32 protein-coding genes are annotated in these 26,204 nt (G+C 68.1%); 8 read left to right on the top strand and 24 right to left on the bottom strand.

The window, feature by feature from the left end:
* Window positions 1-66 precede the first annotated feature (66 nt).
* The 12 genes from GCE86_RS24720 to GCE86_RS24670 form a co-directional block, all read right to left on the bottom strand.
* Window positions 67-1,299: a site-specific integrase gene (locus GCE86_RS24720; protein WP_154229128.1), complete on the bottom strand. Its 1,233-nt coding sequence runs from the start codon at window positions 1,297-1,299 to the stop codon at window positions 67-69.
* Entirely contained in the window at window positions 1,299-1,499 is a 201-nt protein-coding gene (locus GCE86_RS24715) for an excisionase family DNA-binding protein (RefSeq protein WP_013477449.1), read from the bottom strand. The genes GCE86_RS24720 and GCE86_RS24715 overlap by 1 nt, the downstream gene beginning before the upstream one ends.
* A gap of 13 nt (window positions 1,500-1,512) precedes the next feature.
* Entirely contained in the window at window positions 1,513-3,231 is a 1,719-nt protein-coding gene (locus GCE86_RS24710) for a replication initiator (protein ID WP_154229127.1), read from the bottom strand.
* Between the two features lie 223 nt (window positions 3,232-3,454).
* Window positions 3,455-3,892: a hypothetical protein gene (locus GCE86_RS24705; RefSeq protein ID WP_154229126.1), complete on the bottom strand. Its 438-nt coding sequence runs from the start codon at window positions 3,890-3,892 to the stop codon at window positions 3,455-3,457.
* On the bottom strand, window positions 3,889-4,521 hold the full coding sequence (locus GCE86_RS24700; RefSeq protein WP_154229125.1) for a hypothetical protein: 633 nt from the start codon (window positions 4,519-4,521) through the stop codon (window positions 3,889-3,891). The genes GCE86_RS24705 and GCE86_RS24700 overlap by 4 nt, the downstream gene beginning before the upstream one ends.
* Entirely contained in the window at window positions 4,506-4,775 is a 270-nt protein-coding gene (locus GCE86_RS24695) for a hypothetical protein (RefSeq protein WP_154229124.1), read from the bottom strand. Before GCE86_RS24695 ends, GCE86_RS24700 begins: the two co-directional genes overlap by 16 nt.
* Window positions 4,772-4,960 carry a hypothetical protein gene (locus tag GCE86_RS24690; RefSeq protein ID WP_154229123.1) on the bottom strand — a complete coding sequence of 63 codons (189 nt, stop codon included), beginning with the start codon at window positions 4,958-4,960 and terminating at the stop codon, window positions 4,772-4,774. Before GCE86_RS24690 ends, GCE86_RS24695 begins: the two co-directional genes overlap by 4 nt.
* Window positions 4,961-4,978: 18 nt before the next feature.
* Window positions 4,979-5,284: a spread protein gene (locus tag GCE86_RS24685; protein ID WP_244317059.1), complete on the bottom strand. Its 306-nt coding sequence runs from the start codon at window positions 5,282-5,284 to the stop codon at window positions 4,979-4,981.
* Window positions 5,281-6,930: an FtsK/SpoIIIE domain-containing protein gene (locus GCE86_RS24680; protein ID WP_154229122.1), complete on the bottom strand. Its 1,650-nt coding sequence runs from the start codon at window positions 6,928-6,930 to the stop codon at window positions 5,281-5,283. Before GCE86_RS24680 ends, GCE86_RS24685 begins: the two co-directional genes overlap by 4 nt.
* Complete coding sequence (locus GCE86_RS31735; RefSeq protein ID WP_167537071.1) at window positions 6,930-7,100, bottom strand: hypothetical protein; 171 nt, start codon at window positions 7,098-7,100, stop codon at window positions 6,930-6,932. Before GCE86_RS31735 ends, GCE86_RS24680 begins: the two co-directional genes overlap by 1 nt.
* A gap of 96 nt (window positions 7,101-7,196) precedes the next feature.
* Window positions 7,197-7,412 carry a hypothetical protein gene (locus GCE86_RS24675; protein ID WP_239542966.1) on the bottom strand — a complete coding sequence of 72 codons (216 nt, stop codon included), beginning with the start codon at window positions 7,410-7,412 and terminating at the stop codon, window positions 7,197-7,199.
* Window positions 7,412-7,810 (bottom strand): transcriptional regulator, encoded by a 399-nt coding sequence (locus GCE86_RS24670; protein WP_154229120.1) that lies wholly within the window; start codon window positions 7,808-7,810, stop codon window positions 7,412-7,414. Before GCE86_RS24670 ends, GCE86_RS24675 begins: the two co-directional genes overlap by 1 nt.
* Window positions 7,811-7,996: 186 nt before the next feature.
* On the opposite strand from GCE86_RS24670, the gene GCE86_RS24665 reads away from it, so the two are divergent.
* The 3 genes from GCE86_RS24665 to GCE86_RS24655 all read left to right on the top strand — a co-directional run bounded on the left by GCE86_RS24665 (window position 7,997) and on the right by GCE86_RS24655 (window position 10,149).
* On the top strand, window positions 7,997-8,863 hold the full coding sequence (locus GCE86_RS24665) for a GntR family transcriptional regulator (protein WP_154229119.1): 867 nt from the start codon (window positions 7,997-7,999) through the stop codon (window positions 8,861-8,863).
* The gene (locus GCE86_RS24660; protein ID WP_154229118.1) at window positions 8,860-9,555 is read left to right on the top strand and encodes an HAD family hydrolase; all 696 of its coding nucleotides are present in this window, start codon (window positions 8,860-8,862) and stop codon (window positions 9,553-9,555) included. Before GCE86_RS24665 ends, GCE86_RS24660 begins: the two co-directional genes overlap by 4 nt.
* A gap of 237 nt (window positions 9,556-9,792) precedes the next feature.
* Window positions 9,793-10,149, top strand: a complete 357-nt coding sequence (locus GCE86_RS24655) for a hypothetical protein (protein ID WP_154229117.1) — start codon at window positions 9,793-9,795, stop codon at window positions 10,147-10,149.
* 6 nt (window positions 10,150-10,155) lie between these two features.
* Here the strand turns inward: GCE86_RS24655 and GCE86_RS24650 are convergent, their stop codons facing one another.
* The 6 genes from GCE86_RS24650 to GCE86_RS24625 all read right to left on the bottom strand — a co-directional run bounded on the left by GCE86_RS24650 (window position 10,156) and on the right by GCE86_RS24625 (window position 16,081).
* Window positions 10,156-10,566 (bottom strand): PIN domain-containing protein, encoded by a 411-nt coding sequence (locus tag GCE86_RS24650; RefSeq protein ID WP_167537069.1) that lies wholly within the window; start codon window positions 10,564-10,566, stop codon window positions 10,156-10,158.
* A 26-nt stretch (window positions 10,567-10,592) separates the two neighbouring features.
* Window positions 10,593-11,504 carry a hypothetical protein gene (locus tag GCE86_RS24645; protein WP_154229115.1) on the bottom strand — a complete coding sequence of 304 codons (912 nt, stop codon included), beginning with the start codon at window positions 11,502-11,504 and terminating at the stop codon, window positions 10,593-10,595.
* Window positions 11,505-11,565: 61 nt separating this feature from the next.
* Window positions 11,566-11,817 carry a hypothetical protein gene (locus GCE86_RS24640; protein ID WP_154229114.1) on the bottom strand — a complete coding sequence of 84 codons (252 nt, stop codon included), beginning with the start codon at window positions 11,815-11,817 and terminating at the stop codon, window positions 11,566-11,568.
* Between the two features lie 896 nt (window positions 11,818-12,713).
* The gene (locus tag GCE86_RS24635) at window positions 12,714-13,307 is read right to left on the bottom strand and encodes a hypothetical protein (RefSeq protein ID WP_154229113.1); all 594 of its coding nucleotides are present in this window, start codon (window positions 13,305-13,307) and stop codon (window positions 12,714-12,716) included.
* Between the two features lie 251 nt (window positions 13,308-13,558).
* The gene (locus GCE86_RS24630) at window positions 13,559-14,569 is read right to left on the bottom strand and encodes a BsuBI/PstI family type II restriction endonuclease (protein ID WP_204342716.1); all 1,011 of its coding nucleotides are present in this window, start codon (window positions 14,567-14,569) and stop codon (window positions 13,559-13,561) included.
* 15 nt (window positions 14,570-14,584) lie between these two features.
* On the bottom strand, window positions 14,585-16,081 hold the full coding sequence (locus tag GCE86_RS24625; RefSeq protein WP_163636863.1) for an Eco57I restriction-modification methylase domain-containing protein: 1,497 nt from the start codon (window positions 16,079-16,081) through the stop codon (window positions 14,585-14,587).
* A gap of 317 nt (window positions 16,082-16,398) precedes the next feature.
* Here GCE86_RS24625 and GCE86_RS24620 point away from each other — a divergent pair, with 317 nt between their 5' ends.
* From GCE86_RS24620 to GCE86_RS24605, 4 genes are all read left to right on the top strand, one after another.
* Complete coding sequence (locus GCE86_RS24620) at window positions 16,399-16,713, top strand: hypothetical protein (protein WP_154229111.1); 315 nt, start codon at window positions 16,399-16,401, stop codon at window positions 16,711-16,713.
* Window positions 16,714-16,948: 235 nt separating this feature from the next.
* Window positions 16,949-17,626: a hypothetical protein gene (locus GCE86_RS24615; RefSeq protein WP_154229110.1), complete on the top strand. Its 678-nt coding sequence runs from the start codon at window positions 16,949-16,951 to the stop codon at window positions 17,624-17,626.
* Window positions 17,627-17,803: 177 nt separating this feature from the next.
* Window positions 17,804-18,115, top strand: a complete 312-nt coding sequence (locus tag GCE86_RS24610) for a hypothetical protein (protein WP_154229109.1) — start codon at window positions 17,804-17,806, stop codon at window positions 18,113-18,115.
* Window positions 18,116-18,884: 769 nt separating this feature from the next.
* Window positions 18,885-19,328 carry a hypothetical protein gene (locus tag GCE86_RS24605; protein ID WP_154229108.1) on the top strand — a complete coding sequence of 148 codons (444 nt, stop codon included), beginning with the start codon at window positions 18,885-18,887 and terminating at the stop codon, window positions 19,326-19,328.
* Window positions 19,329-19,412: 84 nt separating this feature from the next.
* Here the strand turns inward: GCE86_RS24605 and GCE86_RS24600 are convergent, their stop codons facing one another.
* Window positions 19,413-19,940 (bottom strand): hypothetical protein, encoded by a 528-nt coding sequence (locus GCE86_RS24600; RefSeq protein WP_154229107.1) that lies wholly within the window; start codon window positions 19,938-19,940, stop codon window positions 19,413-19,415.
* A gap of 419 nt (window positions 19,941-20,359) precedes the next feature.
* Between GCE86_RS24600 and GCE86_RS24595 the strand changes: the two genes are divergently transcribed.
* Entirely contained in the window at window positions 20,360-21,784 is a 1,425-nt protein-coding gene (locus GCE86_RS24595) for a hypothetical protein (protein WP_154229106.1), read from the top strand.
* Between the two features lie 65 nt (window positions 21,785-21,849).
* Here the strand turns inward: GCE86_RS24595 and GCE86_RS24590 are convergent, their stop codons facing one another.
* The 5 genes from GCE86_RS24590 to GCE86_RS24575 all read right to left on the bottom strand — a co-directional run bounded on the left by GCE86_RS24590 (window position 21,850) and on the right by GCE86_RS24575 (window position 26,080).
* The gene (locus tag GCE86_RS24590) at window positions 21,850-22,362 is read right to left on the bottom strand and encodes an SRPBCC family protein (protein ID WP_154229105.1); all 513 of its coding nucleotides are present in this window, start codon (window positions 22,360-22,362) and stop codon (window positions 21,850-21,852) included.
* 132 nt (window positions 22,363-22,494) lie between these two features.
* Window positions 22,495-24,213: an arginine--tRNA ligase gene (gene argS / locus GCE86_RS24585; RefSeq protein WP_154230658.1), complete on the bottom strand. Its 1,719-nt coding sequence runs from the start codon at window positions 24,211-24,213 to the stop codon at window positions 22,495-22,497.
* Window positions 24,214-24,495: 282 nt separating this feature from the next.
* Window positions 24,496-25,554: a tryptophan--tRNA ligase gene (trpS, locus tag GCE86_RS24580; protein ID WP_154229104.1), complete on the bottom strand. Its 1,059-nt coding sequence runs from the start codon at window positions 25,552-25,554 to the stop codon at window positions 24,496-24,498.
* Window positions 25,555-25,644: 90 nt separating this feature from the next.
* Complete coding sequence (locus GCE86_RS31730; RefSeq protein WP_167537068.1) at window positions 25,645-25,812, bottom strand: hypothetical protein; 168 nt, start codon at window positions 25,810-25,812, stop codon at window positions 25,645-25,647.
* Window positions 25,813-25,864: 52 nt separating this feature from the next.
* On the bottom strand, window positions 25,865-26,080 hold the full coding sequence (locus GCE86_RS24575) for a hypothetical protein (protein ID WP_239542967.1): 216 nt from the start codon (window positions 26,078-26,080) through the stop codon (window positions 25,865-25,867).
* Between the last annotated feature and the right edge of the window lie 124 nt (window positions 26,081-26,204).

Genomic DNA, 26,204 nt, shown 5'->3' with positions numbered 1-26,204 from the left:
GGGGCCGTTTCGGGAGACCGAGACGGCCCCTGTTTCGTGGGATACAGCAGCAAAGTACAGCAGCGGTCATGCCGATTCCGTGCCGTTCATCCGATCGCCCAGGCGCTTCAACGCCTCACGAGTCTGCTTCGAGCTGACCCGCGTGTAGATCTCCATCGTGACCTTGAAATCGGCGTGCCGGAGGATCTGCATCGCCACCCGCGGATGCACGTCGAGATCGGCCAGGATGCTTGCGCAGGTTCGCCGGGCGCCGTGCGGAGTGATCTCCCGGAGACCATAGCGGCGGATCCGAGCTTCCCAGGCCCGGTTGAAGTTCCGCGGCTCAATCGGCGTGCCGAATCGGGTGGTGAACACCAGTGACGACTTCTGCCACACCTCGCCGGCCGCCTTCCGGTCCGCTACCTGCTCTGCGCGGCGAATGGCCAAGGCGGTCCGACAGATGTCGGGCAGCGGCATCGACGCGTCGGATTCCGCCGTCTTGGTCTCGCGGCGCACCAGCTGCCCGCCGATGCGCTGGAGCTGCCAGGAGACGTTGAGCTCGCCGGTCGCCTGGTCGATGTCGTCCCAGCCGAGGCCGAGAAGTTCACCACGGCGCAGCCCGAGCACCAGGAGCAGCACCCATGCCGCATACATCGGATCGTTGTCCGCCCGTGCCGCTTCCAGGAACCGGCGCGCCTCGTCGCTGTCCCACGCCGTGCCCGGCCTCTTGCGGGTGGCACGCAGCTTGACCAGGGCCGCAACGTTCTTGCTGACCAGCTCTTCCGTCACGGCCTGAGAGAGCGCGGCCCGCAGCGTCGCCCGCAGGCCCTTGATCGCGCTGTCGGAAGGGACGGCGTTGCAGCACGACCCGAGGGCGCAGCAGCGTCGCTTGGCCGGCGGCCTGGCGGCGTCCTTGCCCTGGGCGCAGCACTGGCACGTCCGAGCAACCTTGTTGATCCAGGTCTGCACGTCCTTGACCTGCAACCGGTCGAGCCGCTTCGCGCCGATGCCCGGCACAATGTAGAGCCGGGTGAAGCCCTCGTACGAGACGTACGTAGCCGGCGCCAGGTTCGGTTTCACGATCTCTTCCAGCCAGTACCCGAGGTAGCGGGCAAGCGTCGGCACCCGGGTGGCCACCGGCCCTGCCTTGGCCTGGTGGTGCAGCTTCAACCACTTCTCGTGGACGATCTCGCGGGTCTGCCCATAGACGTACTTGCGATCACGCTTGCCGTCCGGCTTGTCAACCCAGACGTACGCGGCGTAGCCGTTGCGGTAGGGGAAGATCGATCCTTCGCCGTTGGCGCGGGTGCGTCCGGGCATCAGGCCGCCTCCTGCCGCTCGACCTGCTCGCGGATGTACTCATCGACCCACTCCGGCAGGATCCGGCGGTACTTGCCGTCCTTCACCGAGCGCAGCTCACCCGTGGCGATCTTCATTTTGACCTTCGACAAGCCGAAGCCGAGCAGAGCGGCGACCTCGGCGGGCGAGTACCACTTCGGGGCCAGGGGCTGAGTTCTCATGTGGTCCTCTCCGTCAGGCGGGCTGGTCGGTGGGCAGTGCTGGATCGGGTGACGGCCTGTCTCTGGCGGCCAGTAGGGCGGCTTTCCATTGGGCGCGCTGGGACAGGGCTCGCAGGAGTCGGTGTTGCAGGGGTGGGATGTCGGGGTCTTCCGGGCGGGCGAGTTCCCAGGCGTAGACGGGCGGGTCTTCCTGGTCGACGGGGTCGGTGTCGTCGGCGCCGGTGGTGATGCCGAGGAGTCGGCGGACCCAGGCGCGGGCGTCGGCGCGATGGTCGGCGAGGGTCTTTCCGGACCAGTCGCGGGAGACGAGGATGCGTCGGCCGCCGATGCCGAGGGTGGCCCGTTGGTGGACTTTGCCCTTGCACCGGCCGGCTTGCAGGCGCCCGTGTGCCTTCTTCGGTTGGATGCCGTAGAGCAGCCAGTTGGCGCACCGCTCGTTGCACGGGGTGACCCGGAGCTGTTGCCATAGCCGGTCGAGGTGGTCCCGCTGGCGGTCGCTGGCCGCCTTGTGGCAGTCGGCCGCGGACTTGGTGATGTATTTCGTGATGTAGCCGATGGTGCGGTTGGCATGGACGGTGCCGGGGGTGACGCCTTCGGCGTGGACCTGGGCACCGAAGCGGACCACGTGCGCCGGGGTGGCGTCGGGGTCGGTGTCGATGAGGTCCAGGGCATCAGCCCACGAGGTCAGCGGCTGGCCGGTGTCGCGGTCGACCCACTCCCCGCGGTCGCCGTCCCACACGGGCGGCCGGTCGAGGGAGTACACCAGCTCGTCAGCGGGTGGCCACCACACCTGGTGGTAGGTGGCCGCGGCGACCTGCCGCAGCACGGCCCGGGGGATGGTGCCTCGGATGGCGAAGTGCGCGTGTGGGGCGAGGCGGCGTTGCGGCTCGACGCAGCCGGCGTATTGGACGTTCCAGCCGACGCAGCGGCGCAGGTTCTGCCAGAACCGATCCAGCAGCCGGGCGAAGTGCACCGCATCCCACGCTGCTCGCCGGTAGTCGTAGGTGTCCGGGTCAACGGGCGTGCCGTCGGGGAGGACCCGCCCGTAGGTGTCGAGGGTGAGCGACAGCCACATGGATGGCCGGTGCTGGGTGCCGTCCGGCGCGGTGTAGACCTTCCCGACCGTGCGGGGTTCGACCTTCTTGCGGGGCAGGTCGGGTGCGTCCTGGCGGCGGCGGGTGGAGCGCTTGCGCCGACCGTGGTTGTCGTCCTGCTCGTGCGAGGGAGCGATGGCACCGCGGAGCCCTTCGGCGGCGATGGCTTCCTCTACCTCGGTGATGGCCTGATCGATCGCGGGTACCTGGTCGAACTGGGCGGCCCGTTGGGCTTCGTCGCGGGCGAATTCCAGATGAGCGCGGAGCATGACCAGCTCTCGCTGTTCCTCGGTCGCCGGGTTCGGGCTGGGGACGGGTTCGTCGGTGCGGTGCCAGCCCTCCTGGATCTGGGTCTGCCGGAGTCGACGGGCACGGTTGGCGCAGGGTGGGCACTTGTCTTCGCGGGTGGTGCCGCAGGGCAGGTCGATGACTTCGGTTTGGCCGGTGTGCAGGTCGGTGCGGCGCAGGGTGACCGGTCGCAGACAGACGCCGTACTCGGCGGCCATCTCGGTCAGGACTCGCCGGGACATGGGCAGGGCAAGGCGGGCGGCACGGGAGCCCGGCGCCGGCGCGACAGCGGCCGCGACGGTTTCCGGGTCGGGGGCGGGGGTGAGGCCGGGCAGGGTCGGGGCGGTCAACGGGTCACCTCCGGGAGATCGAACAGGGCGGGTTGTGCGGAGCCGATCGGGGTGGAGCGGGTAGGACCGAGTCGGCCGGCCCAGCGGTGGGCGGCGGGTTCGTGGCGGGGGCAGGCGGTCTCGGCGCGGTAGCGGCCGGTGCCGGGTTGGCCGGCTTCGATGAGGGCCGTGGCCCACCTACGGCAGCGGGCGCAGTAGGTGGGCCGTTCGGCGGTCATGGCGGTCAGTGGTTGCAGCCGGCGCAGTGCAGCCCGGCGCACCGGGTCTTGCGCCGCAGCAGGAGCGCGAGGACGACGAGGACCAGGACGACGCCCACAACGCCGGGGAAGGCGGCCCGGACGGTGTGGGTGAGCTGGGCGGCGAGGTAGCCGACGCCAGCCAGCACGCCCACGGTGGAGACGGTGACGGCGGCGATGACCGGGCCGCGGCGCAGCCGGCGCACCGGAGCCGGAGCCGGGCCGGGGGTGTCGAGGAACCGGACGGTGACGGTGACCCGGTCGGCGCCGGTCTGCTGGGTCCGGTCCATGAACAGCAGCCGGCCGGAGTCCCGCAGGACGGCGACGGTCGCGGCGACCTCGGCAGGGGTGCCGACGATGCGGCGAGTCAGGGCACCGGCGCGGTGCTGCGCGTGGGTGCGGCGGGCGAGCTGGGTGCGGGTCATCGGGTCACCTCCGAGGCGAAGACCTGACCGTTGCGGGGTGTCTGGACGACGGAGGAAATGAGAGCGGACCGAACTGGGGCGACAGCAGGCGCCGGAACGGGAACCGGGCTCGGGGTCGACGGGGTGAGGACGGGAGCCGGGGCGGTGGGCACGTCCACCGGTTCCACGTCGACCGGCTCTCGGGCCGGAGCTGGGGCGGGGGCCTTAATCGGAGCCGGAGCCGGAGCCGGAGCCGGAGCCGATGAGCCGGAGAAGACGAGCTTGGTCAGGGCCATGAACGCCAGCGCGGGCAGCGCCGAGAGCAGCCAGCCGGACGGGCTGGCGTCCGCGACAGCGAGCTGGGCGGCGAGGGAGAAGCAAGCAAAGGCCAGCATCAGGAACACCGGGTAGCCGATCGGTTCCTGGCGGCGGCGACGGCGGCGGATGTCGAGCAGGCAGGCGACCGGCACGAGGTCGGAGAGCACGGCGTTGGCCCAGCCGAAGGCGTCCGGGGTGCCGTCGGGGACGTGGCGCATGGTCCAGTCGTGGACGTGGGAGAACGACGCCCACCCGGCGGTGCCTGCCACGACTAGGAGGATGAGGACCAGGGCGACGGCTTCCAGGCCGTCGGCGTTCAGGAAGCGACGCATCGGGTCACCTTTTCGGCCGGCGGGGGCGGGGCGGGGGTGGGGCGGAGCCAGGCGCTCAGGTTGCGCAGGTAGACCGCGCCGTAGACGAAGCAGGAGACGAGGAACCCCCACTGCCGGGTGGTGATCGAGTAGGCCAGCCAGAGCAGTTGCGCGGCGAGGCCCACGGCCCAGCCGGTCCAGGAGCGTTTGCCGGCCAGCCACAGGCCGGTGACGCCGACAGCCATCAGCAGCCAGGACCACAGTTGGTGACTCATGCGGCCCACCCCCACGCTTCGGCGTCCTCGGCGGCGATCTCGGCGTGCCGGGTGAGCGCGGCGTCGAGGAGCGCGGCGGCCTGGGTGTCGGGGGCGCAGTAGGGGCAGGACTGGTCGGGGTCGGTGTGGGCGAGGTCGAGGCAGATTCGGCGGATCGGTCGGCGGGCAAGTCGACGGGTACGCATCACGGTCTCCAAGACAGGTCAGCGGGTGGTGGGGGTGATGTGCACGCGGATCCACTCCGGCGGCTCACCGGTCGACGCCACGGCTTCGGACAGGCAGCGCCACAGCGCCCACGCCTCAGAGGGGGTGAGGTACATGCGGCGCCGACCGGAGCCGACCGCGACGTAGAGATCCGCGTCGGGCGTGACCCGGACCGTGACCGGCACCGAGGTCTTGTCGACGTGCGGGGCGCGCAGCCGGTAGAAGCGACGCGGCTCCGGGGTTTGCTCATCGGGTTCATCGGCGTAGGGCATCCGGGCCGGGGTGTCGGAGTATTCGGGGGTCACCGCGGCTCACCTCCGTTCGGGGTGGTGTTGAGGTCCAGGGCGTTGAGCAGGGACGGGGGCAGCAGCGGCGCGGCCTGCTTCGGCAGGGTGGGCCGGTAGACGTGCCGGCCGTTGCCGCTGGTCGGGGACGGCTTCACGGGGGCCGGGACGGCTTCGGGTTCGGGCTGGACCTCCGGCGGGGCGGGGAAGGTCGCGGCCATGTCCCGGATCAGCTCGTCATCGAGGAAGGAGAACCGGACGCGGGCGGGTTCGGGCTGTCCGTCGAGCAGGACGTAGCCCACGCCCTTGGCCGACAGCGGGATCTGATCCGCGAGGGCTCCGCGGTCGCGCGCGCCGTCGCCGAGGATCAGGTCGACGTGGCCGCGTTCGGTCAGCCCGAGGGCGATGCGGGTGGGGAACAGGTCCCGGACAGACACGACTTCCTTGCGCGGGTCCTGGGTGGCGGCCACGACCAGGACGCCGAGGCCGGCACCCTGGGACAGCAGCAACCCCAGCGCCTGGGTGATCCGCTGGCGGATCTCGCTGTCCGGGAGGAACGCCAGCAGCGCGGCGATCTCGTCAATAACGACGACGATCAGCGGCTCATCCACGGTCGGTGTGTGGACTCGGACCTTGCCGCGCAGCGCCTGTTGACGCGCCCGCATCCGAGCCACGGCATCTTCCAGGAGGTCCGCCATGCGCGACCAGTCGTCATCGACGTAGCGGGAGAACAGGCCCCGGCCGATGGACAGCTCCATGCCCCCCTTCGGGTCGATCGCCCACACCCGCACCAGTCCCGACCGGATACCGGCGGCGAGCGACCGCAGAAGGGACCAGATGACGGAGCCCTTGCCCATGCGGGTCGCGCCACCGATCAGGACGTGCGTGGCGAGCAGCCGCACGCAGTAGACAGCCACGTCTTCCCGCAGACCCAGCGGCAGGGCGGTGAAGTCCGGCCGAGCTGGGACCGGCAGCGGCGCGACGATGCGGGTCAGCGGATCGCGGCGGATGAACACCAGCCACACATGCCGGGGCCGGTCCCGGAACCGCACCCGGTCGACCAGCCGCAGCAGCCAAGCCAGCCGGCCGGAACGGTGCGGGGCGGCCTGCCGGCGCACCGAGAACACCCGGCAGTGGCGGGTGCCGAACGAGTACGCCAGGTCACGGGCGGCCTTCTGGTACACCTCCGGGTTCTGCCCCTTCGGCATGCGCAGGACGAGTTCGTCGGTGGCGTAGGTGCACCGCACCGACAGCAGCCGCGGCAGTTTCTCGCCGCCGTCGTACTTCTTCACCAGGCCGCACAGCGACATCACCTCGTGCCACTGCCGGCGGTACACCCACAACCGGCGCCACACCGACACCGACCGGAGCACCACCAGGCGGTGGAAGGAGTCCCGAGCCCGCCACCACCACAGGCCGCCGGCAGCCCCGAGGACGATGAGGACCAGGAGGTGAGGCACCCAGCCGTGCGAGTCATAGACCTCGGCGGCGACCACGGCGAAAGCGACGAGCGGCCAGGCCCGCCAGTGCCCTACCGCGAAAACGGCGAAGCGCACCGCCAGCACGGCGAGGCGGAACAGCAGGAACAGGCCGGTGAGGGTCCAGACCAACGGCCACGGGGCGGTGATCTGGAAACGGCGGAAGTTGACCAGCGGAGCCCGCACCATCAGGCCACCGCCTTCCGGTCGGCGCGATGCTGCTCGGTCCACTGCTCGGCGCAGACCTTGTGCACCGGCTTGCCCGCCGGACTGCGGCAGATGGTCGGCCGGTTGCAGATGACACACGGGACCGACTCGCCGGCACCACCACCGCGCGTCCAGTCCAAGAAAACAGGCATGATGAACCCGCCCTTCCAGGCCGTGAGGGTTTTGGAGAGGGCAGCGGGGCGGTCAAGCTTTCCTAGGGCCAGGACCGCCCCGCGCCACATCAGGGATCAGGCCGCCGCCTTCACGGACGGGACCGACAGGGACTCGCGCGCCTCAGCCAGCACACCGGCCAACCGGTCGATCTCCGACCGAGGCAGGAACAGCGTCACCGCGCCCGGTACCTGCCCGAGGTCCACCGTCACCCGGTCGTCCTCGGGGTAGGCGTGAAACGACAGCTCCGTGTCCGGCTTCACGTGCACCGACGCCGCGACGTAGGTGGCCATCAGGCAGCCTTACCGCGCGACTCGGCCAGGGTCTTCGGCGCGACCAGCGCAGTCGCCCGGTACGAGAACGCGAGCCGGCCGTTGCTGCCCACGTAGGGCGTGACCGTCAGGTTCTCGAACTCCACCGGCTGGAACGGCCCCACCGGCGGCACCGGCTGGTGATCGGCCAGGATCTTGATCGACACCTCACGCGACCGCGCGCCCAGCTCCGGGTCCATGTCCATCACCCGGCACTGCCACACCCGCTGGCCCGTCAGCTTGTCCTTGCTCGGCGTCCGCATCCGCGTCTTCTCGTCGAAGTCCTGCGCCTCCGCGATCGAGTCCGGGACGAACACCGCGCCGTGAGGGAAAACCGCCTCGAACGGAACCGAGAACCGCGTGCCACCACGAAGAGCCATGGATTCCTCCTCTAGCGCTGGGCGCTTCCTGTTCGATCGGACGAGTTCCGACCGAACTCATGCGCCAGGCTTGGCCTGCCTGGCTAGCCAAGTAGCTTGCCATTGAGGTTAGGGGTGCTTGGCTAGTCAGGTCAAGAGTTGGAGAAGGAGTTTCCTAGCTTGGCTAGTCAGCAGTAGCCTTGTTGGGTGGCTGAACACTGGGATTACCTGGGGGGACTTGACCCCGATGACCCGAAGCAAGCGTCACAGCAGATCGCGAACAAGCTTCGGGCTGCCATCCTCACGCGCCGACTGGCGCCCGGCGACAAGCTCCCGTCGCAACCCGAACTCGCGTCCCGATATGGGGTAGCACGCGAGACTGTCAAACGAGCGCTGGAAATCCTTCGCTCGGAGCGCCTCATCATCACCAGGCAGGGCAGCGGCGCCTTCGTCCGCGCCCAGACACAACGAGCGGTCGAGCTACGGCCCCACATCGAAGCAGCGTTTGAACGACCTCACGTAGCCATCGACTTCGCCGGCTTCTCAGGCGAGACCCTGCGGGATGCCCTCGCGGAGGTGTTGGACAAGGTCCGAGTGGGCCGGCTCGCTCCCGAGACGATCGCAGTGCGCGTGCTGGTCTCCGACATGTCGGTGCCGATGGCGCTCCCCGCGAGGGCTGAGACGCAGGCCGATGATCCAGCGGTACGCGAACGAGCCGACCGGATCACCCGGCGAGCGGTCGACGGCATCATCGACCAGGTCTCCGAACTAGGCGACCTCGGCCTGATCCGCTCGGCCACTGTCGAGGTGCGGATACACCGCGGCTCCCCTCAGTTCAAGCTCTACATGCTCAACGACGAAGAGGTCTTCTTCGGCTTCTACCCTGCGGTCGAGCGAACCGTCAGCATCAAAGGCGAGCCGACAGCCATCTACGACCTCATGGGCAAGGATGTGCCGCTCTTCCACTACGCCGTTAGCGACGACGACACCTCCCACGGCACCCAGTTCGTGGAGGCATCCCGCCAGTGGTTCGACTCCCTGTGGTCGACCATCGCCTACCGGTACGAGGGGTGATGGCCGACCTTGAGCAGTTGTGCAGTGATGCACGCGCCCTACTGCTCGACTTCGACGGGCCGGTTTGCAGCATCTTTGCCAACTACCCAGCGCCACAGGTTGCCAGGGAGCTCCTGGACTTGCTGGCGAGCCAAGGCGTGGCGCTCACGGCCGAGCAAACCGAAGAATCGGACCCGCTGGAGGTACTGAGAGAGACCGGCAACTCGGCGGACCAGGAGTTGACGCGCCTTGTCGAAGATGCCTTGATCGCAGCGGAGGTGAAGGCGGCGTCGACTGCGGAACCAACTGCCTACGGGCGAGAGGTAATCGTGGCCGCGCGCCAGCTAAACATGCCCATCGCAGTGGTCAGCAACAACTCGCCGCAGGCGATAGACACCTACCTGAGAGAGCACCGACTGAGCCAACATGTCGCCAGGATCGTTGGTCGGGCTTACGCCGATCCCTCGCGCATGAAGCCGAACCCCGCGCCGATCCTCGACGCGTCTGCATCTCTTGGGATCGTCCCGGAGCGGTGTGTGTTGGTCGGCGACTCGCTCTCCGACGTCGAGGGGGCGAAAGCCGCGGGCGCCAGCGTTATTGGGTATGCCAACAAGCCAGCGAAGACAGCAGCGTTCCAAGCTGTGGGCGCGGACGCTGTGGTCACGTCGATGCGGCAGATAGCTCAAGCCCTCGTGCGCCTTGAAGGTCTTTGATCTCTCGCGGGCGCTTCGTATGGTCGGCAGATGACCATGGGGGAGGAACTACCGGGATGGCGGCCGCACCGGGTGCGGCGAGCTTGGCCGGCGCGGCGGTGGCCGTGGGTGCTCTTAGCGCTCGTGGCAATCGTCTGCGCCGGCCTTGTTGCTGTACCCGCGTCGTGGGCAGTGCGGAAGCAGCTGGAGGCGGAGCGAGGTGAGGCGACGCCGGAGGCAGCCGTCACGGTGTGGTTCGTGAAGCTCAGCGCCGGGGATGAGCTGGGGATGTCGCGGGTGTTGGCGAAGCGCCGTCATGACGAGCTCCGGCAGCAGTGGCGCGACTACCGCGCCGAGATGACAAGCTCAGGGAGGCCACCGTCGAAGCTGGAGGCGGTCGGACAAATGACCATCGAGCACCAGGGCGACGACCGGGCAACGGTCGTGGAGCAGGTGCGCGCAGTGTGGTGGGATGGCCCCCACCTTCTCGCGGGTGACGATCATCCCTGGCGGTGGGAGCTGCGCGAGGATGGCAGCGGTTGGCGCGTCTGGTCCGTCGACCTGCCCCCGTGGTGCGGAGTACACGTCCGCGCCGACGTATGCCACGGACCCTGAGCCTGGTCAGAGCCTCGGGTGGATGAGGCGAAGGTCGGGGAAAGCTCTCGAAATCGTTCCGAAATCGCTCAAGTTGTTGGTGACGATCGGTAGTTGCGGACGTAGGGTGAGCGCGCAGGCGGCGGTCCAGAGGTCGTTAGTTCCGCCCTTCTGAAGGTGCCCGGAAAGCTTTGCGTGCATCTCCGCCCACAAGTCCACAACTTGGGAGCTGTACGGCACCACCACGAAGGACTTGAGCTGATTCCGTAGCGCCTCTATGCGTCGCTCTCCCCATCGGCTGCGGTGGGCATTCGCAAGCAGCTCTCCATACGTGGCGAAACTTACTGCCTGCTCGTGGCCGGCCGTGAGGGTAGCGAATTCTTTGCCGAGTTCGGTTTCGACCAGCCAATAGCTCACGACGTCCGTATCGATGAGCAACGGCCCATCGGGGACGTCCTCCGGCCTCACTCGCCCAGAGCCGCGAGGAACGCGGCTCGCTCGTCGTTCGTCAAATCGGCCATCCCAAGAGCTGCTGCGTCGACCCGGCCCGTGGTTCCCTGCGCTGCTTGAAGTTCAGCAAATGTCTGCGACTCCCAGAAGGACTCAACGTCTAGCTCCAGCTGAGTACTCCGGGAGACTGCCCGCAGCTCGACGCTGGTCGCCTGCGCGGTCCGTGGATGGTAACGCACATGACCTTCAAGACGTGCACGCGAACGCAGTGCCTCTTGAATATCATCTGCAAGCTCGGGCAAAAAGTTAACAGTCACGACGCCGCCACTGGCTAAGCGCAACCGTGCCGTATTTCCCTCGAAATCGGCCTCGAATAGCACGCCGACTAACGTCTCATCCCTGCTCGCCGGAGCTTGCTCACTGAGGCGCTGCATGCGCTCTCGGACAGCAACGTCAATCGTCGCCCGACGGGCCGGCTTTCCCGTTTGTTCGGAATCGTTGATCAGCGTAATGGCGGTGTTTCGGTCACCGATACCAAGCTCTGTTGCCAATTGCGCGACTGCGGCAGCCAGTTCGGCGTCAGTATCGGGGCTACCGCTTGTGATGACGGTTAGCAACCGATCAAAGGCCAGGGAACTGAGGTCCGCCACCGAGAACGGCAATTCCTCATCCGTCGGTTCTGCCCCTTCTGGCAGAGCAAGGAGCTCAACGAAGCTGCCGCGTTCGACCCCCACGAACCGAAGCCGAGCAGCGCTCTCAATAGCCTGGCTATGCCTTCCGGTGCCACGCCGAGCCTTGCCCAGAACCAAGTACGCCGCACGAGCGATTGCCCGTTCGAGGCCAAGAATCATTCGGGCGACGTCGGCTGCCGCAACGCGGCCAGGCTCAGCGTTGACGCCTTCCAGCTTCGCCCGGACGATCCTCATGAACCAAGACTCCTACATCTGATCCCGGCCGTCTAGCACCTAAGGCGCTGGGCAGCGTGCCTCACATCGGCGGCTGCGTGGCCGCTTCGGAGCTCATCTCACGCCAGTGGCCGCCATCCGCTTGCACGAGGCGCTTCACCATCTGCCGAGCATCTTCCTCGGTGTCGAACTCCCAGCGGAGCACGTTGCCGGCCTCGGAGTCGCCTGCCCTGGCGACGACGTGCCAACGAACCTCGCGGGCGAGCCACACATCACGCCGGGTCAGCCGACCCCACGTGCCATTCCACCAGCGCGCCACCAGGTCTTTCCCCACTGGGCGATCGTACAGGCGTTCGAAGGAGTGGCGGGAAGGGAGCGAAGGATGCCCGAGGGCGAGGGACCAGAATTGCGCACGGCCGGTGACAGAGAGGGTGGACAGGCGACCACGAACGGAGCGGACGAGGCAGCCAGCGTCCCGCACTGTATGAGCCGCAGCGATCCCCGAGGTGACACCGGGAGGACGACGGCCGGGAGGGGTTGTGTCGTGCCGGCTAGGTCGACTCGGACGCAACCCGTGATCTGTTGCCGAATTGGCCTGTACTAGATCAAGCGCTCCGCGCGGCGCGGGCCGGGGCGCGGCAAACGGCTCCTACGGAGCCGCCGCCCCGGCTGCCTACGGCGCCGGGGCGGAAAGTCAGCCGGCCCGAACCCCACGCCCCGCCCCGCGCGTCACCCTGGTCAGTAGGTGACCCGGTGACGAGTCCCGGTGTGGACCTGAGCCAGAAGCACCCGCCTCACCCGTTCTCGACAGTCCAGAGACTCACGAAGGGCGGAGGTCAACAGCGGGCGGACGGAGTTGCCGAACGGCCCGTGCGGGGTCGCTGAGGCTCCCAGGGAGGGAAGGGGTGGAGGTGGGGGAGGGTGAGAGGTGAGGGAGCGGGCGGGGTTAGAGCTGTGCCTCCGGCGGGGGCCAGACGACTCCGAGATGGAATTGCCGAACGGTTCCGGTGAGTGAGTGGTTGGGGAGCTGCCATCCCGTCTACCACCGACCCAGGCAAGCCGAGCAGACCAGGGCCAGGATGCCAAGGTCGTACGTCCAGTGGGGCGCTCCACCTTGTCACCCTGGCCCTGGCCCGCTCCACGGAGTGTGGGTCGGCGGCAGACGGGATGGCAGCAGAAGCAGGGGCGCGCACGTGGCGGGCAGTACAAAAACCATCCTGTCGTCAAATGCTAGAACGGCTTGACCAGCGGACGACCAACCTGGTTACCCCAGTCCAACAGCAGTTTGGTGAGATCCGACCTAATTCGTCCCACCATTACTGCTTCCAAAACGAACCGTTCCAATTCTCGTTGATGCCGAAACCCGGCCTGCTTGGAAAGCAGTGCGATAACGACGAGCGCCAAGGCAACCCCTGACCAGCCCGTTCCCGTCACCACAAGCACGAATGCGAGGGTCGCTAGGGGCACCGAGATCCCATAGGCAAAGTCTCTTTCAGACTCGCGGCGATCGTATTCCTGAAATAAATCAGCGGCTTCGGCCGGCCACCTGAATTTCGCTTCGGCCACCGCTTGATCGATGCATGACCTGTATACAGCTCTGAGGTGGGCAACGTCGTCTCCCTCCTCATTGGAGGGATACCTGATGGCAATTTCCTGGATAACGGCATCGACCTGAGGCGGTATATGCCCACTTGACCCAGACGGGCGGAGCCAGGAAGGCAGCTTGCCCCTCAACCATTTCACCGCATCTTGAAAGTTCTCTACCAGGGATGAAATGCGCACGCCGACGACATACGCCGTTACCGTTAGTGCTGCAATCAGCACCGGCTGCCCGAGGGCGCCCGCGAGGCGGTATAGGTCAGCCCACAGTCCCGCCGCTTGGTCCTGAGAAGGCAGGTGGCGTCCAAACAGGAGCCAGAATACGAAGAGCCATAGTGACCCTGCTACGAGGGGCGTACGTACGTGGCGGACGCCGGGAAGTATCTGGGCGAGCACTGGACAAGTCTTCTACACCGGCGCAAGGGGTGTCAGCCCCGCCAGCAGGAGCGCCCTACCGGAACCCCAGGCGTCCAAGATCAATCGAGGTCCACCACTCCGGAGGGTGTCTCATAAGGGCCAAGGAAACGCTCACCGTTGAAGTGGATCAAATGGGTAGGAGCATCCCGGATCCAGACATCTGTTTCCCAAGCGATGTCGACGGCGGCAGCCCGAAACGTGGCCCGGTCTGGGAAGGCAGTCACGAACACCAGACCGGGTCGACAGCCAGCAAAGAGTTTCCGCAGCTCATCGACTCTCTTTGCGTTCATTGGCCCCACTGACTGGTAGGCCTCGACGCAGACCAGCCAGTCCCTGTCAACGTCATGCAGGAGTACGTCGGGCATCTTGCCGTGCGGATCGACCCTGATGCCCAGGTCGGCGAGGTACGCCTCTTCGTTCACAACCCACTTGGCGCCTGTGTCGCCCAGGTACACGACCTTGGCACCCGGCGTGTAGTAGGCCGCGAAGTCCTCTACTACAGCCGCGATCAGGGCGCTGTGCTTGCCGGCGCTGAGTGTCACCTTGGACTCGTCCGGCAGTCGCACCGGTACCCGATGCCGTTCTCTCTCGGCGGCCCACCGGTCCCGGAGCGACCCAAGCTCCCGTTCGAAGTTGGCCCGAGCGGCATCCCAGTCCGGCGTGCCGAAAGTCCGAAGCGCAGCAAGGGCAATATGGGTCGGCCGGTACGAGTAGTCACCGCTGTTCACTGCGCGGTCCGGTGCGTCGCTGTTCGCCTCGAGGATCCCCGCGGCCATCAGTTGGTGGACGCTCTGCTTGCGGACGCTTTCGCGGCTATTCGGGGCATATCGGACTGGGTCCTTCCGGCCCTTCTTCACCGACGGGTAGCGCGCTGCCATCCAGTTCATGCTCTCGGTGATGCCAAGGGTTTGCCGTTGCGCTACTGCCCACGGCTTGTTCGCGTCCAGGTCGAGCATGCTCAAGAGCACAAGAGCTGTGCGGACGTTCTGCTGAGGCTTGGGTAGCCCCAGCTGCTTCAACGCGCTTTGCGCCTCTTGAACGCGGGCGTTCTGCTCATCTTCGATGGACACGAGGATGCTCCAGGGTTACGGGTATAGGCCTGGCACCACATCCTGCACGACTGCATCCACATCGCCAACCTTGATCGAGTACCCGACCCTCGATCCGATCTCGCGTAGCTGTTCAAGCGACGGGTACCGAAGACTACGCAGGTCGCCGGCATTGATCTGGGTGTGCCCGCTGAACAGGCGGACGAACTGGTCGACCGGCTCACTGTTCAGGAACGCTGCCAGCCCGGCCGCGACCTGGGGGTCAATGCCAGCACTGTTCGCGTGGAAGACGTTGAGGTGGTTTTCGATCGCGACGGTCGTCCCTGGGAGGTCGTCCGGCAGCAGCAGCGCTGCACTCACCCGCCGCGGCTCTTCCTTGGCACTGAACCTCTTCACTAGCACATACGCGCCAGACGGAAGCAGAAGTGGCGCCGTGTCGGTGTTGTCTGCCAGGGCGTTCGGCTTGCGGCCAGTAGCCATCGGCCAGCTGATGCGCCCGGCACGCAGGTGCCCCGGATATAGCAGCGGCACCGTTCCCACGCCGTACTCTGCGCGCAGGTTGTTTTGGGTCCTGAAGTCTACGACGCGCCCGGTACTCACTCTCAACTCGAGGTCGGCAAGCGAGGCCGGTAGGTCGGCTACTCGTTCAGCCAGCTCAAGCCCTGCGACGTCGGTTGTGATCCGGATAAATGATTTAGGGTCGCTCGGGCTTACCACCTGGCCATACGGCACCTCGTGCGAGATCGGGTGATCGGTGTACCCCTCGCTGGTTGAGATCTTTACGCTGCTCGGCGGGTCGCCGACGACTGCTCGGAAGACCACGTTTTCTTGAAGAACATCGCTGTCGCCGAACACGATGTTGCGCTTGTCGAAGACATGCAGGTTGCGAAGCGCAGCTTTGCTCAGTAGCTCCTCTCGGAACTTCTGGAAGTAGGTGCCGTTCGCGAAGCTGCGCGGGGTGATAGCAACTAGCTGACCGCCAGGCGCGAGCAGCCGCAACGCGAGCAGGACGAACGCCGTGTAGAGGTTCGTCGTCGACGCGCCTATGGGATCCAGGACGGCACGCTCAGGGCTGTCGGCGCGGATCTTGCGGTACGGCGGATTCAAGATCGCCAGATCGAACTGTGGCGCGGCACCCGTCCGCAGCTGTTCAGCTGCCCAAGCAAGGAAGTCGTCGGGGCGCTGGTCAATAGTGACTGGGTGCGCGTCGGCGCAGTCTGCGAGGGTGGCAGCCAGCTCGGCGTTGACGTTGGGATCGACCTCGAACGTCGTCAGGTGCAGCTTCAGGTCGGGAGCTTCGCGGGCAGCCCGCGCAACTAGCGCCGCAGTGAGGGAGCCCGTACCGGCACCCGCGTCGAGGCTGCGAATGCTTCCCTTATCAGGGATCTCTGCCAAGCCAACGATCAGGTCAGCGGCTGCCGCTGGCGTAAAGAACTGCCCGAGCTTGGTGCGCGTCGCGTCCGGGAGCTGGGCACTGCAAGCAAGCCGGCGTTGCTCCGTACGCGCGATGAGGTCGTCGGGCCTGGTTGTCATGCGCCCAGTCTGCCGCCTCATAGTCAGAACGCCGAGCCAGGGCTAGCAAGGGAGGTTGCTGTGTCTCGAGCCACTACTGGCCGTCTGCGCTGCATAAGGCGGCCAGAAGCCAGCGGGAGCATCGTCGCCGGGCGGAAGAAGTTCAGAGGAACGGGGCTCTACCGCAATCCGTACAGCCAAGCCAGCAAACGGAGCATGCACGGGACCGACGAAGGCGACACGGCGAGCAGGCCAGCGGCACGAGCCGACGTTGGCTGACAGTAGTCTTGATCTTTGCGAGGCAGGGCAGTGCCGGGCGGGTGTCTAAGGGGTGTCCAGTGGGACGGAATCTGTGGATCACCAACGAGCAGTGGAGCCGCCTCGTTGCCGAACTGGATGACCTTGGCGTCCATGACGTCAGCCACGGCAATGTGTACGCCGATTGGGTCAGCATCGCTGTCGTCGGCGGGACCCGAGAGTTGGTGTGTTTCCTGACCGTCCTCGCAGCGATCCTGTGCGATGACGACGCGACCATCGAGGATCGAACGGAGAGCATCCGCACCCTTGCTGAACAGATCAAGGCTGAGCCCGTCCCAGGCCGGGGCACGGTCTACTACCTGTGGAAGTGGACCGTCGGGTCAGAGGAATCTTGAGGAGGGATTTGGAGGGGCCGAAGGTCAGGGACGTGGATGTTTTCCCTGCCGCCAGAGATCCAGGGCCGTAGGCACCTTGTCTTCCGTGGCGGGAGCCGGTAGACCGAAGGCCGGGTCCGAGGCGAGTAGCTAGAGGCGTGGCTCAGCCCGGCCACCTGGCCAGGGCCCGCGTTCATCGGCTTTCTGATGTTCGGTCGGTACTGTGCTCCGGATGACTCCGCAACGAGACCGCTGGATGCCGTGGTTGCTGGCTGGCTGCGTCGTGTGTGGCCTGACCGCGGTGGCGCTGCTCACTGTCGTGGTGTCGATGACGTACGAGCCACCCCCTGGCATCGAGCCGCCGAAGGTGACGGACTGGATGCAGGGTTGGGGCAGCTTGGCGGGTGTGGTTGCCGGTGCCGTGGCGGCAGTGGCGGCAAGCTGGTTGCTCCTACATGAACGGCAGCAGGCCCGAGAGGCGCGAGAACAACTCCGACAGGAGCGTGTCGAAGCAGAGAAGATGGCAGCTCGTGCCGTTCAGCATCGAAGCCTCTTGGCGACCATGTGGCTAGCTAGCAGCGGAGAGGCGCGACTCTCGATAGGCATGACGGTCACGAACTACGGCGCCGAGCCGGTGCGCGGGGTTGTTGCGATAGTCGGATCAACTCGCGTAACGAACGTCTGGGTACTGCACGTCGGGGAGGTCATCGGGCCCGGCGACGAGAGGCCGGCATCAGGCAGGTTCGAGCTGCCTGCCGTGCTGGTACCGCCCGACAAACGGTTGTCGCCGTGGGGGGAAGACCGCATGCCGGACTCGTTCGTAACCTTGCGCTTCTTTGATTCACGGGGCCGAGAGTGGGAGCGGACCGACAACGGAACTCCCGAGCGGGCTTTGCGGCCTCTTCCCATGGGCGACCCGCCGATCGAGGATTAGCAGTGCACCCCAGGTCGCCCAGTCCACGCCCGTTGAGCCCGCGGACCTAATTCCACCGTAGCAGTAACCCAAACCGCCCGGCCTGCCGCGACCTTCAATGGCAGCGCGAGCCAGCCGCCTTCGGTGTTGACCTCAATAATCCCGGGGTTGTCGCCCGCATCCCGTCGTCTATGAGGAATGGAGCAGGACACGATGCCTGATGCAGACTTCGAAGAAAAGATCGGCAAGTATCTAACCGACGCATGGGCTCGCGCGCAAGCCGTCGACGATCGCCGCTCCCACGTCTACCCGGGCACGGACAAGCCTGAAGAGGTGGCCGCATATGCAACGCTCGCGCAAGCGGACTTGGCGTTGGCCGGGATATGGGTAGAACTGGCCAAGGCGGCGGCGCAGGCGCAAACTGCTCGGGCGTTGACCGAGCTGGCCCGGCTGCAAGCCAACCAGGCGATGGAAGGCGAGACCCCTGCGCCCCGCGGATGGCGGAAGTGACGCGCGCACGTGCCTGTCGGCGCGGGACGGTCAGACGCTGCTGCGGACAGGCTCTGGCTGACCCTGCCTAATCCCGAAGCGGGAGCCAGCAGTACAGCAGTGATGTACAGCAACCGATCGAGCCGCAAGAGCTACCAGGTGGCGATTAGGAGCTGTCTGACGTCGGGAACGACCGTAGGAGATCGCATCGCCCGGAGCTACGGATCAGAAGGTTAGGGGTTCGAGTCCCTTCGGGCGCACAGAGCAGGAAGAAGCCCTCGACCAGCCGTAACGGCGAGGTCGGGGGCTTTTCCATATCCGCCAGGATCACGGGCGGGGCAGCCGTGGGAGCCATGTTGGGAGCCACCGGCCCGTTCACTGCCCGAACAGGGCGTGGGACATGCAGCGGCGTGCCCTGGGCCAGCATCAGCGACGCCCCGGAATGGCGAAGCTCGTGAGGGTGCCATGACCGAGGCCGGCGCGCTTGCACAGAGTCGAGAGCCGGTGCGAGAAGTTGTCGGGATCGATCTACCAGTTGAGGCAGTCGATCGCTCGCAGGGCGAGGGGTGGATGCCGCTGCTCGCGGATCGTACGCATCGCGTTGCCAACCACCGACTTACTCAACTGCCGCTGGTCGTGCGGTGACGGCTCGTCGTGTGAGGCACATCCGACCACGCCGAGGAGCGCACTTCCGGGATCCTGCCGATCCGCTTCCCGGGATGCCCGATCGATCGGGATGAGGAACCATGCCTATGTGAGCGATGGCAGGAACGGCGGAGCCGGGTGCTTCATGAACCGCGGCTTTCCTCGACGTCGCCCGCGCGGTCCTCGACGCAAGGACCTGCTGAAGCAGGATAGATACTGGCTGAGGGCGGACGAGGTGCCCCGGGCGGCGGTGAACGTAGAGCCAGCGTGTGCTTCTCAGTTCGACCGGTTCAATGCCTTTCGCGATCAGTTTGCCCCCGGCGTGCGGCTTCCGGTGGAACTGGACGTGCTGCTCAGATGCGACGGGCCAGGCACGGTCGGCGTCTGGACGGTGCCCTCTGAGAAGGTCAAGGCAATCTTCGTTGGCTACTTGTCGGGCGTCGCCGTGTCCGCCTACGAAGCAGTGCTCCACCGTCTTGCCCGCGACCAAGCGCCCATCGGCATGTTCACGGCGCACCAGGTGGCGGCGGGCCGGTATGACGCCGTGGTCGAGGGGCGGCCATCCGACTGGAACACCCCGCAGGGGTGACGCACGTCGCGCACCCACCCGCCATAAGGCGGACGCGTGTCGCACGTCAGTCGACGGAGGGACAGGCTCGACCGTGTGGCCTCCTCAGCCGTCGCACACCGTGTTGGCGTAGCGCGCGAAGTCCTCGGGCGTATGGAACTTGGCGACGTAGGCGCCGTGCTCCCCGCCGTCCCACTGCTTGGTGAGGATCACGTCGGATCCGGTCCGGCCGCGCAGCTCGCTGATCCGGAACGGGAAGTCCTTTACTGCGCCGTAGTCCTTGTTCCCCGCGGTCAGGTCGTAAATCTGGTCGTCGTCCAACGTGGGCGGTGCCAGCGTCGTCTGCCAGCCGGCCCCCGGGTCGAGCAGCACGACTTCCTCTGCGGTGCGGGCGCTGCGGCCGGGATCCCGCTCGAGCCGGATCACCTTGTCGGTGAGCGTGCCGTCGTCCTTGCTGAGGTAGAGGGTGATCCGGTCGGTCCCGGCCTTGCCCCGGCACCAGTCGAATACCCCGACCAGCCGGCCGTCGGCGTCCAGCCGTACCCCGACCGCGCCCTCGGTGGCAGCGACGCAGCCGGTCAGCCCGGCCAGCACCAACGCGCAGACCAGTCCCAGCATCCCCGTCCGTCGCATCCCTTCAGCGTGAGCATCGACGGTCACCAGGCGATTACGACGAGAGAACGACTTGACGGCGCGGCGACCAGGGCCACGCGGGTTGCCGAACGGCTGCGGAATGGTCTTGGGAATCTACGGATCAGAAGGTCAGGGGTTCGAGTCCCTTCGGGCGCACAGAGGTCAACGGGCCGGTTTCCTGTCACGGGAGACCGGCCCTTACCACTATGACAAGCGTGACGGCACGTGAACTGTCGTGTCATCAGCGGAGGAGTGAACCTCCTGCTGAGGTCCGTGGACGCTTCTGCCGGCCCACGTCACTATGCTTTCCGGCTGGTGCGCTTCCCGACTCTCTCGGAGGTCCCCGCATGCCGCCAGAGGACCCTCACGCGCCTGCGCGTCCCCCGCTGCTTCTGAGGTGGCGCCCCTCGCCGCGGCACGTGCCGCTGGCCGTCCTGCTCGGCCTCTATGTGACCGCCCGGCTGGTCATCCTGGCTCGGTACACGGTCTTCACCTCGGTCGACAGCACGTCGTACGCGGACCGGCCGGGCAACACCATCGAGCTGTTGTCGTTCACCGGTCATGCCCCGCGCCCGTGGGCCGTGCCCCTGCTCTACGCGCTGGCCGGCTCCGACCGGGCCGGCACGGTCGCGCAGTGGGGGATCAGCACTCTCGCCTGGTCCCTGCTGATCTGCGCCTGCTGGCTGCTGCTGCGCACCTCCTTCGCCCGGATCGGCGCCGTGTCGGCCGTGGTCGGCCTGGCGTTGAGCCGATCCGTCTACTCGTGGGACCACGCCGTGTTGTCCGAGTCGCTGTCGATCAGTCTCGGCATCGCCGCGCTGGCGCTGCTGGCCATCTGGGTCCGGTCCCGGTCCCGGGTCGCGCTCGGGGCGTTGGTCGTCGCCGCCGTGTGGTGGACCTTCGTCCGGCAGGACGTGCTGCCCTACGTTCTGCTCCTGGTCGTGGTGCTCGCCGGCTACGCGCTGCTGCGTCGCTACCGCCGCGCGGCTGTCGTCGCCGTTCTGGCCCTGCTCGCCGGCCTGACCTGGAACGTCGCCACGGTCGCCACCGTGGATGAGAGTTACCGGGCCTGGTACAACGGCCTGAGCCTTTCCGAGGCGACGTTCGTGTACCGGCTGCGCTTCCAGGTGCTCAACGACCCGCAGGTCGCCAAGGCCTACCGCGACGAGTTCGGCATGCCCCACTGCCAGCAGGCGGAACGGATCGCCGGCCGCCCCGCCTGGAAGATGCCCGATTTCTTCGACGCCTACGAGGGCTGCCCCGACCTGATCGCCTGGACGCAGCGGGAAAAGGGCTCGGTCGCCTACCGCTACGCGCTGGCACACCCGAGGCACGCCGCCGCGAAGACCGTCGAGACGATGCCCGTGCTGCTGGGCGGCACCGCCGGCCACTACGCCGAGCCGGTCGCGGCGGTGCCGGCCTTCCCCGAACGGCTCATCTTCCCCCGCCCCGAGCGGGTGCTGTTGCTGGCCGGCCTGGTCGCGGCGCTGGCTGTGGCCGTCGGGCTGCTCACCCGCGGATTCCGGCGCGCCCGGTGGGTCGCCGCGGCCGGTGGCCTGCTCGTCCTGGGCAGCACCGCGAGCGCAGTGGCCGGCACTCTGTTCACGGCCGGCGAGTACGCCCGGTTCGGCATCCAGGAGGCGGTGCTACTGCGCGTCGGGCTGATCCTGCTCGTGGCCGCAGCGGTGGATGCGGCCACGGCGGCGATCCGCGAGCGGACCAGTACGGGTCGAATCGATCCGGGCCCGGAGGCCGGCGAGCCCGACGGCACACCCTCACCCGACGATCCAACCGATGCCGCCGCCGGTCACCGCGGCCAGGAATACGTTGATCGCCATGCCTGAGCTGGTCAGCCGGCTGCGGACGGCGTATCCGGCGGCTTGTTGACTGAGCTCCCCACGGACTCTGGTCAGTCGGGGCCATCGTGACCGCCGACGGCCGGCCGGCCGAACTTGCCGGCCACCGCGTGCGCGGTGTCGGTGACCTCTCCCGTCTCCAGGAGTTGCTTGAGCCTGCGGAGGTTCGCCGCCACCTCGGCGGCGGGCGGCTTCCCGGCCAGGGTCAGGGCGATGCGGCCCAGTGCTCCGAAGGGCGTCGTCAGCACCTCGTGGACCTCGGTCCGACCCGGTTCCGACCCGGGGCTGAACCGGACCGTCCAGCGGGTTCGCATCCCGGGCCCGGCAGCCGTCTCGTACCGGAGCAGTTCGTTCGCGCGCTCCTCGGTGAGCCGCACCGTCGAGCGCAGCCGGACCCCGAGCGGTCCCTGGATCGTCCAGCGGAACGTCGCCGGACCGATCTGCTCGCTGGCCATGACGTCGCCCAGGAAGCGGGGCAGGTTGTGGAAGTCGCGGTAGAAGTCGAAGACGTCGGCGGCCCGGCGCTCGATGGTCACTCTCGCCTCGGCCGGTGGTGGTGAGCGCATGGCTGCCTCCCACAGATCTTCCCGTCCCAGCCCTGCTGCGACCCGGGCCGCTTGCCCGCGGGCCCGTTCACTAAACCCGGCCCGGACCGGTGACGACCGCGCGGGCGTCACCGGTCCGGCCCGGGTTCGAGGTCACAGTCGCTCGGGTGTGCGGATGCCGAGCAGGTGCAGGCCCTGCCCGAGCACCCGCGCCGTCAGGTCGCAGAGCACGAGCCGGCTCTCCCGGACCGGCTCGTCGGCCCGCAGCACCGGGCACCGCTCGTAGAAGGCGCTGAACGCAGCGGCGAGCCGGGACAGATAGCCGGCCAGGTGATGGAACTCCAGGTTCTCCGCCACCTCGCCGACCACCGCACCGAAGCCGACCAGCTCCAGGGCAAGCGCCCGCTCGGCCGGCTCGGCCAGTGAGACCGCAGCCTCCGGCCGGGCCGCCACCCCGGCCCGCCGGAAGATCGACCGGATCCGCGAGTACGCGTACTGCAGGTAGGGCGCCGTGTTGCCGTCCAGCGAGAGCATCCGCTCCCAGTCGAGCACGTAGTCCTTGTGCCGGTCGCTGGACAGGTCGGCGTACTTGATGGCGCCGATGCCGACCGCCCGGCCGACCTCCGCCGCCTCCGCCTCGCCCAGCTCCGGGTTCCGCTCGCGGGCCAGCGCCGTGGCGCGGGCCACGGCCTCCTCGAGCAGCCCGACGAGCTTCACCGACTCGCCGGCCCGGCTGCGCAGCATCCGCCCGTCCGGGCCGAGGATCGACCCGAATCCGACGTGCTCGGCCCGGGCCGGCGGGGCCAGCCAACCGGCCTGCGCGGCGGCGGCGTAGACCATCTCGAAGTGCCGCCGCTGCGGCAGCCCGACCACGTAGAGCAGCCGGGTCGCGCCCAGCGTGCCGGTCCGGTGCCGGATGGCCGCCAGGTCGGTCGCGGGATAGCCGTACCCGCCGTCGGACTTGCGCACGATCAGCGGCAGCGGCTCACCGTCCCGGCCCACCGAGCCGGGCGGGAACACGCAGGCCGCCCCGTCGCTGTCCCGCAGCAGCCCGAGCCGGTCCAGCTCCTCGACCACCGGGCCGAGCAGGTCGTTGTAGCTGCTCTCGCCGTGGAAGTCGCGCGCCGTGAGGGTCACGTCGAGCAGGTCGTACACGGTCAGGAAGTACCGCTCGGACTGCTCGACGAGCAGCCGCCACAGCCGGAGCGTCGCCGGGTCGCCGCCCTGCAACGCCACCACGCGCAGCCGCGACCGCTCGCGGAACGCCTCCTCGGCGTCGAACTTGGCCCGGGCCGTCTTGTAGAACGAGTCGAGGTCGCCCATCGACAGCTCCTGCGCCGCCTCGGCCTCGCCCAGGTCGGCCAGGTGCTCGATGAGCATGCCGAAGGGCGTGCCCCAGTCGCCCAGGTGGTTGGCCCGCAGCACCCGGTGCCCCAGCCACTCCAGCAGCCGGGCCGCCGCGTCGCCGATCACCGTCGAGCGCAGGTGGCCGACGTGCATCTCCTTCGCCACGTTCGGCGCCGAGTAGTCGACGACCACGGTCTCCGGTGCGCGGGTCACCGGCACCCCGAGCCGCGGGTCGGTGGCCAGTGCCGAGACCAGCCCGGCCAGGGCCCCGTCGGCGACCGTCAGGTTGAGGAAACCCGGACCGGAGACCTCCGCCGCGCTGCACAGGTCGGCCAGCTCGGCGCGCTCCAGCACCTCGGTGGCGACGGCGCGCGGCGGCCGGCCGAGCCGCCGGGCCAGCGCCAGCGCCGCGTCGGACTGGAAGTCCGCGCGCTGGGAGCGCCGCACGACCGGGTCGACCGGCACGCCGGCCACCGTCGCGAACGCCGGCGCCAGCCGGCCGGTCAGCAGTTTCTCCAGATCCATGGGTACGCCGATCTCGCTCGGATCCGCCACACGCGGATCACCGGACGGGGATGCGGGCGGACCGAGGACGATCGGCGATGACCGGCGGCTCGATCCGCCGGTCGCAGTGAGGAATGCTCAGCGCAGGCGGTCGCGGGACCGCCGGCGTCGCAGCGCGCCGAACAGGACGTCGGAGGACGCCGTCGGGAACGCGTGCGAGCTGGTCATGCGAGCAGCCTAACCGGCCGGCCCGGGGGCGGCGCAAGGCCGTACCCGGGCCGGCCGGCCGGCGTACCCGGGTGGTCAGGCCGGCGTGCCGACGGCCTTGCGGTAGCGCTCGGCCCGCCGCCGCACCTGGGTGTACGCGCTGGTCAGGCCCATCGCCCGGCGGACCTCGACCAGGGTGCGGCGCACCTCGGCGCGGGTCCGCTCGGTGCCCTCGACGATCAGCTCGTCGACCAGGCCGGGTTGCCCCTCGAACCGGGCCCGCCGCTCCCGGACCGGGTCGAGGAAGCGGTTGAGCGCGCCCGCCAGCTCCTCCTTGACCTCGACGTCGCCGACCCGCCCGGCGCGGTAGCGCCCCTTGAGCTCCTCGACGGTGGCGCGGTCGGTGTGGAACACCTCGAGGTACGCGAACACGGGGTTCCCCTCGACCGTGCCCGGCACGTCGGCGCGGACCCGGTTCGGGTCGGTGTACATCCCCATGACCTTGCGCCGCACGGCGGCCGGGTCGTCGGAGAGCGCGATGGCGTTCCCCCGGCTCTTGCTCATCTTTCCGGCGCCGTCGGTGCCGACCAGGGTGGGCGTCTCCGACATGATCATCTCCGGTACGGGGAACACCTCGCCGTAGAGGTGGTTGAAGCGCCGGGCGATCTCCCGGGTCACCTCCACGTGCGCCGCGTTGTCCTTGCCCACCGGCACGACCTGCCCCTTCACGCAGAGGATGTCGGCGGCCTGGAGGACGGGGTAGCCGAGCAGCCCGTACGGCATCTCCTCCTTGCCGGCGTCCCGGCTCATCTCCTTCAGGGACGGCACCCGTTCCAGGCGGGGCACCGTGACCAGGTTCTGGAACAGGGTGTTCAGGTCGCCGACCTCGGGGATCGCCGACTGGAGGTAGAAGGTGGCCCGGTCCGGCTCGACGCCGGCGGCGAGGATGTCGGTGACCATCTCGCGGGCGTTGCGGGAGACCTGCTCGATGTCCTCGCGGCTGTTCCGCGTGGTGAGCATGTGCAGGTCGGCGATGATGAAGAAGCTCTCGTAGCGCTGGTGCAGCTTCACCCGGTTGGCGATGCTGCCGACGTAGTGGCCCAGGTGCAGCCGCCCGGTCGGGCGGTCACCGGTGAGCATCCGTGCTGAAGACATGGTCGTACGCCTCTCGTGGCTGAGTCGGTGGAGGACGCGCGGGCGCGCGGAGAAGACCCGGGGTGTGCCCGGATCAGTGGGGTTGGCTCGTCAGTGCGAGCGCCGCCATCGCCCGCCGGCGCGGAACCGCAGCCCACCGGCACGGAGGACGTCGAGGATCTGCTCCCGACCGTCGTCGACACGGGCCGGGACAACCGGAGCGGCAGCCGTCGGGAGACCGTCGAGGGTCTCCGGGGCGCAGGTGCTCGGCCGGACCATGCCTGACACGGTAGCCGGTCCAGCGCCCCGCGCGCAGACCGGAACGGCCTGGTCAGCCCCGCCGGTAGCTCTCGGCGTAGTAGTCGCCGACCTGCTCCCGGTACTCGGGTCGGTCGAAGTCGTCCGGGTCGAAGGCCGGTGACTCCTTGACCGGCAGCAGCACCTTCCGGTCGAAGATCCACGGTCCGGTGTCCACCATCAGGTAGCCCGCGCCCGCGTCCTCGCTCGCCCGGTCGACCGCGCCGATCCGCCCGTCGGTCGCCTCCACCCGAACAGTGCCCGAACGTCGAATGCGGGAAACACGAAAGCAATTCTGAATTCATCGTGATGCGTTTATGCGAGATACCTCATAATCGGTGCCCGCCGATCGATTCAGATGCCGCCTCCCTGGT

Source organism: Micromonospora terminaliae, assembly GCF_009671205.1.
GTDB classification, from domain to species: domain Bacteria; phylum Actinomycetota; class Actinomycetes; order Mycobacteriales; family Micromonosporaceae; genus Micromonospora; species Micromonospora terminaliae.
The sequence above is the reverse complement of the archived record's forward strand: the minus strand, read 5'-3'. Positions and strand labels throughout refer to the sequence as shown.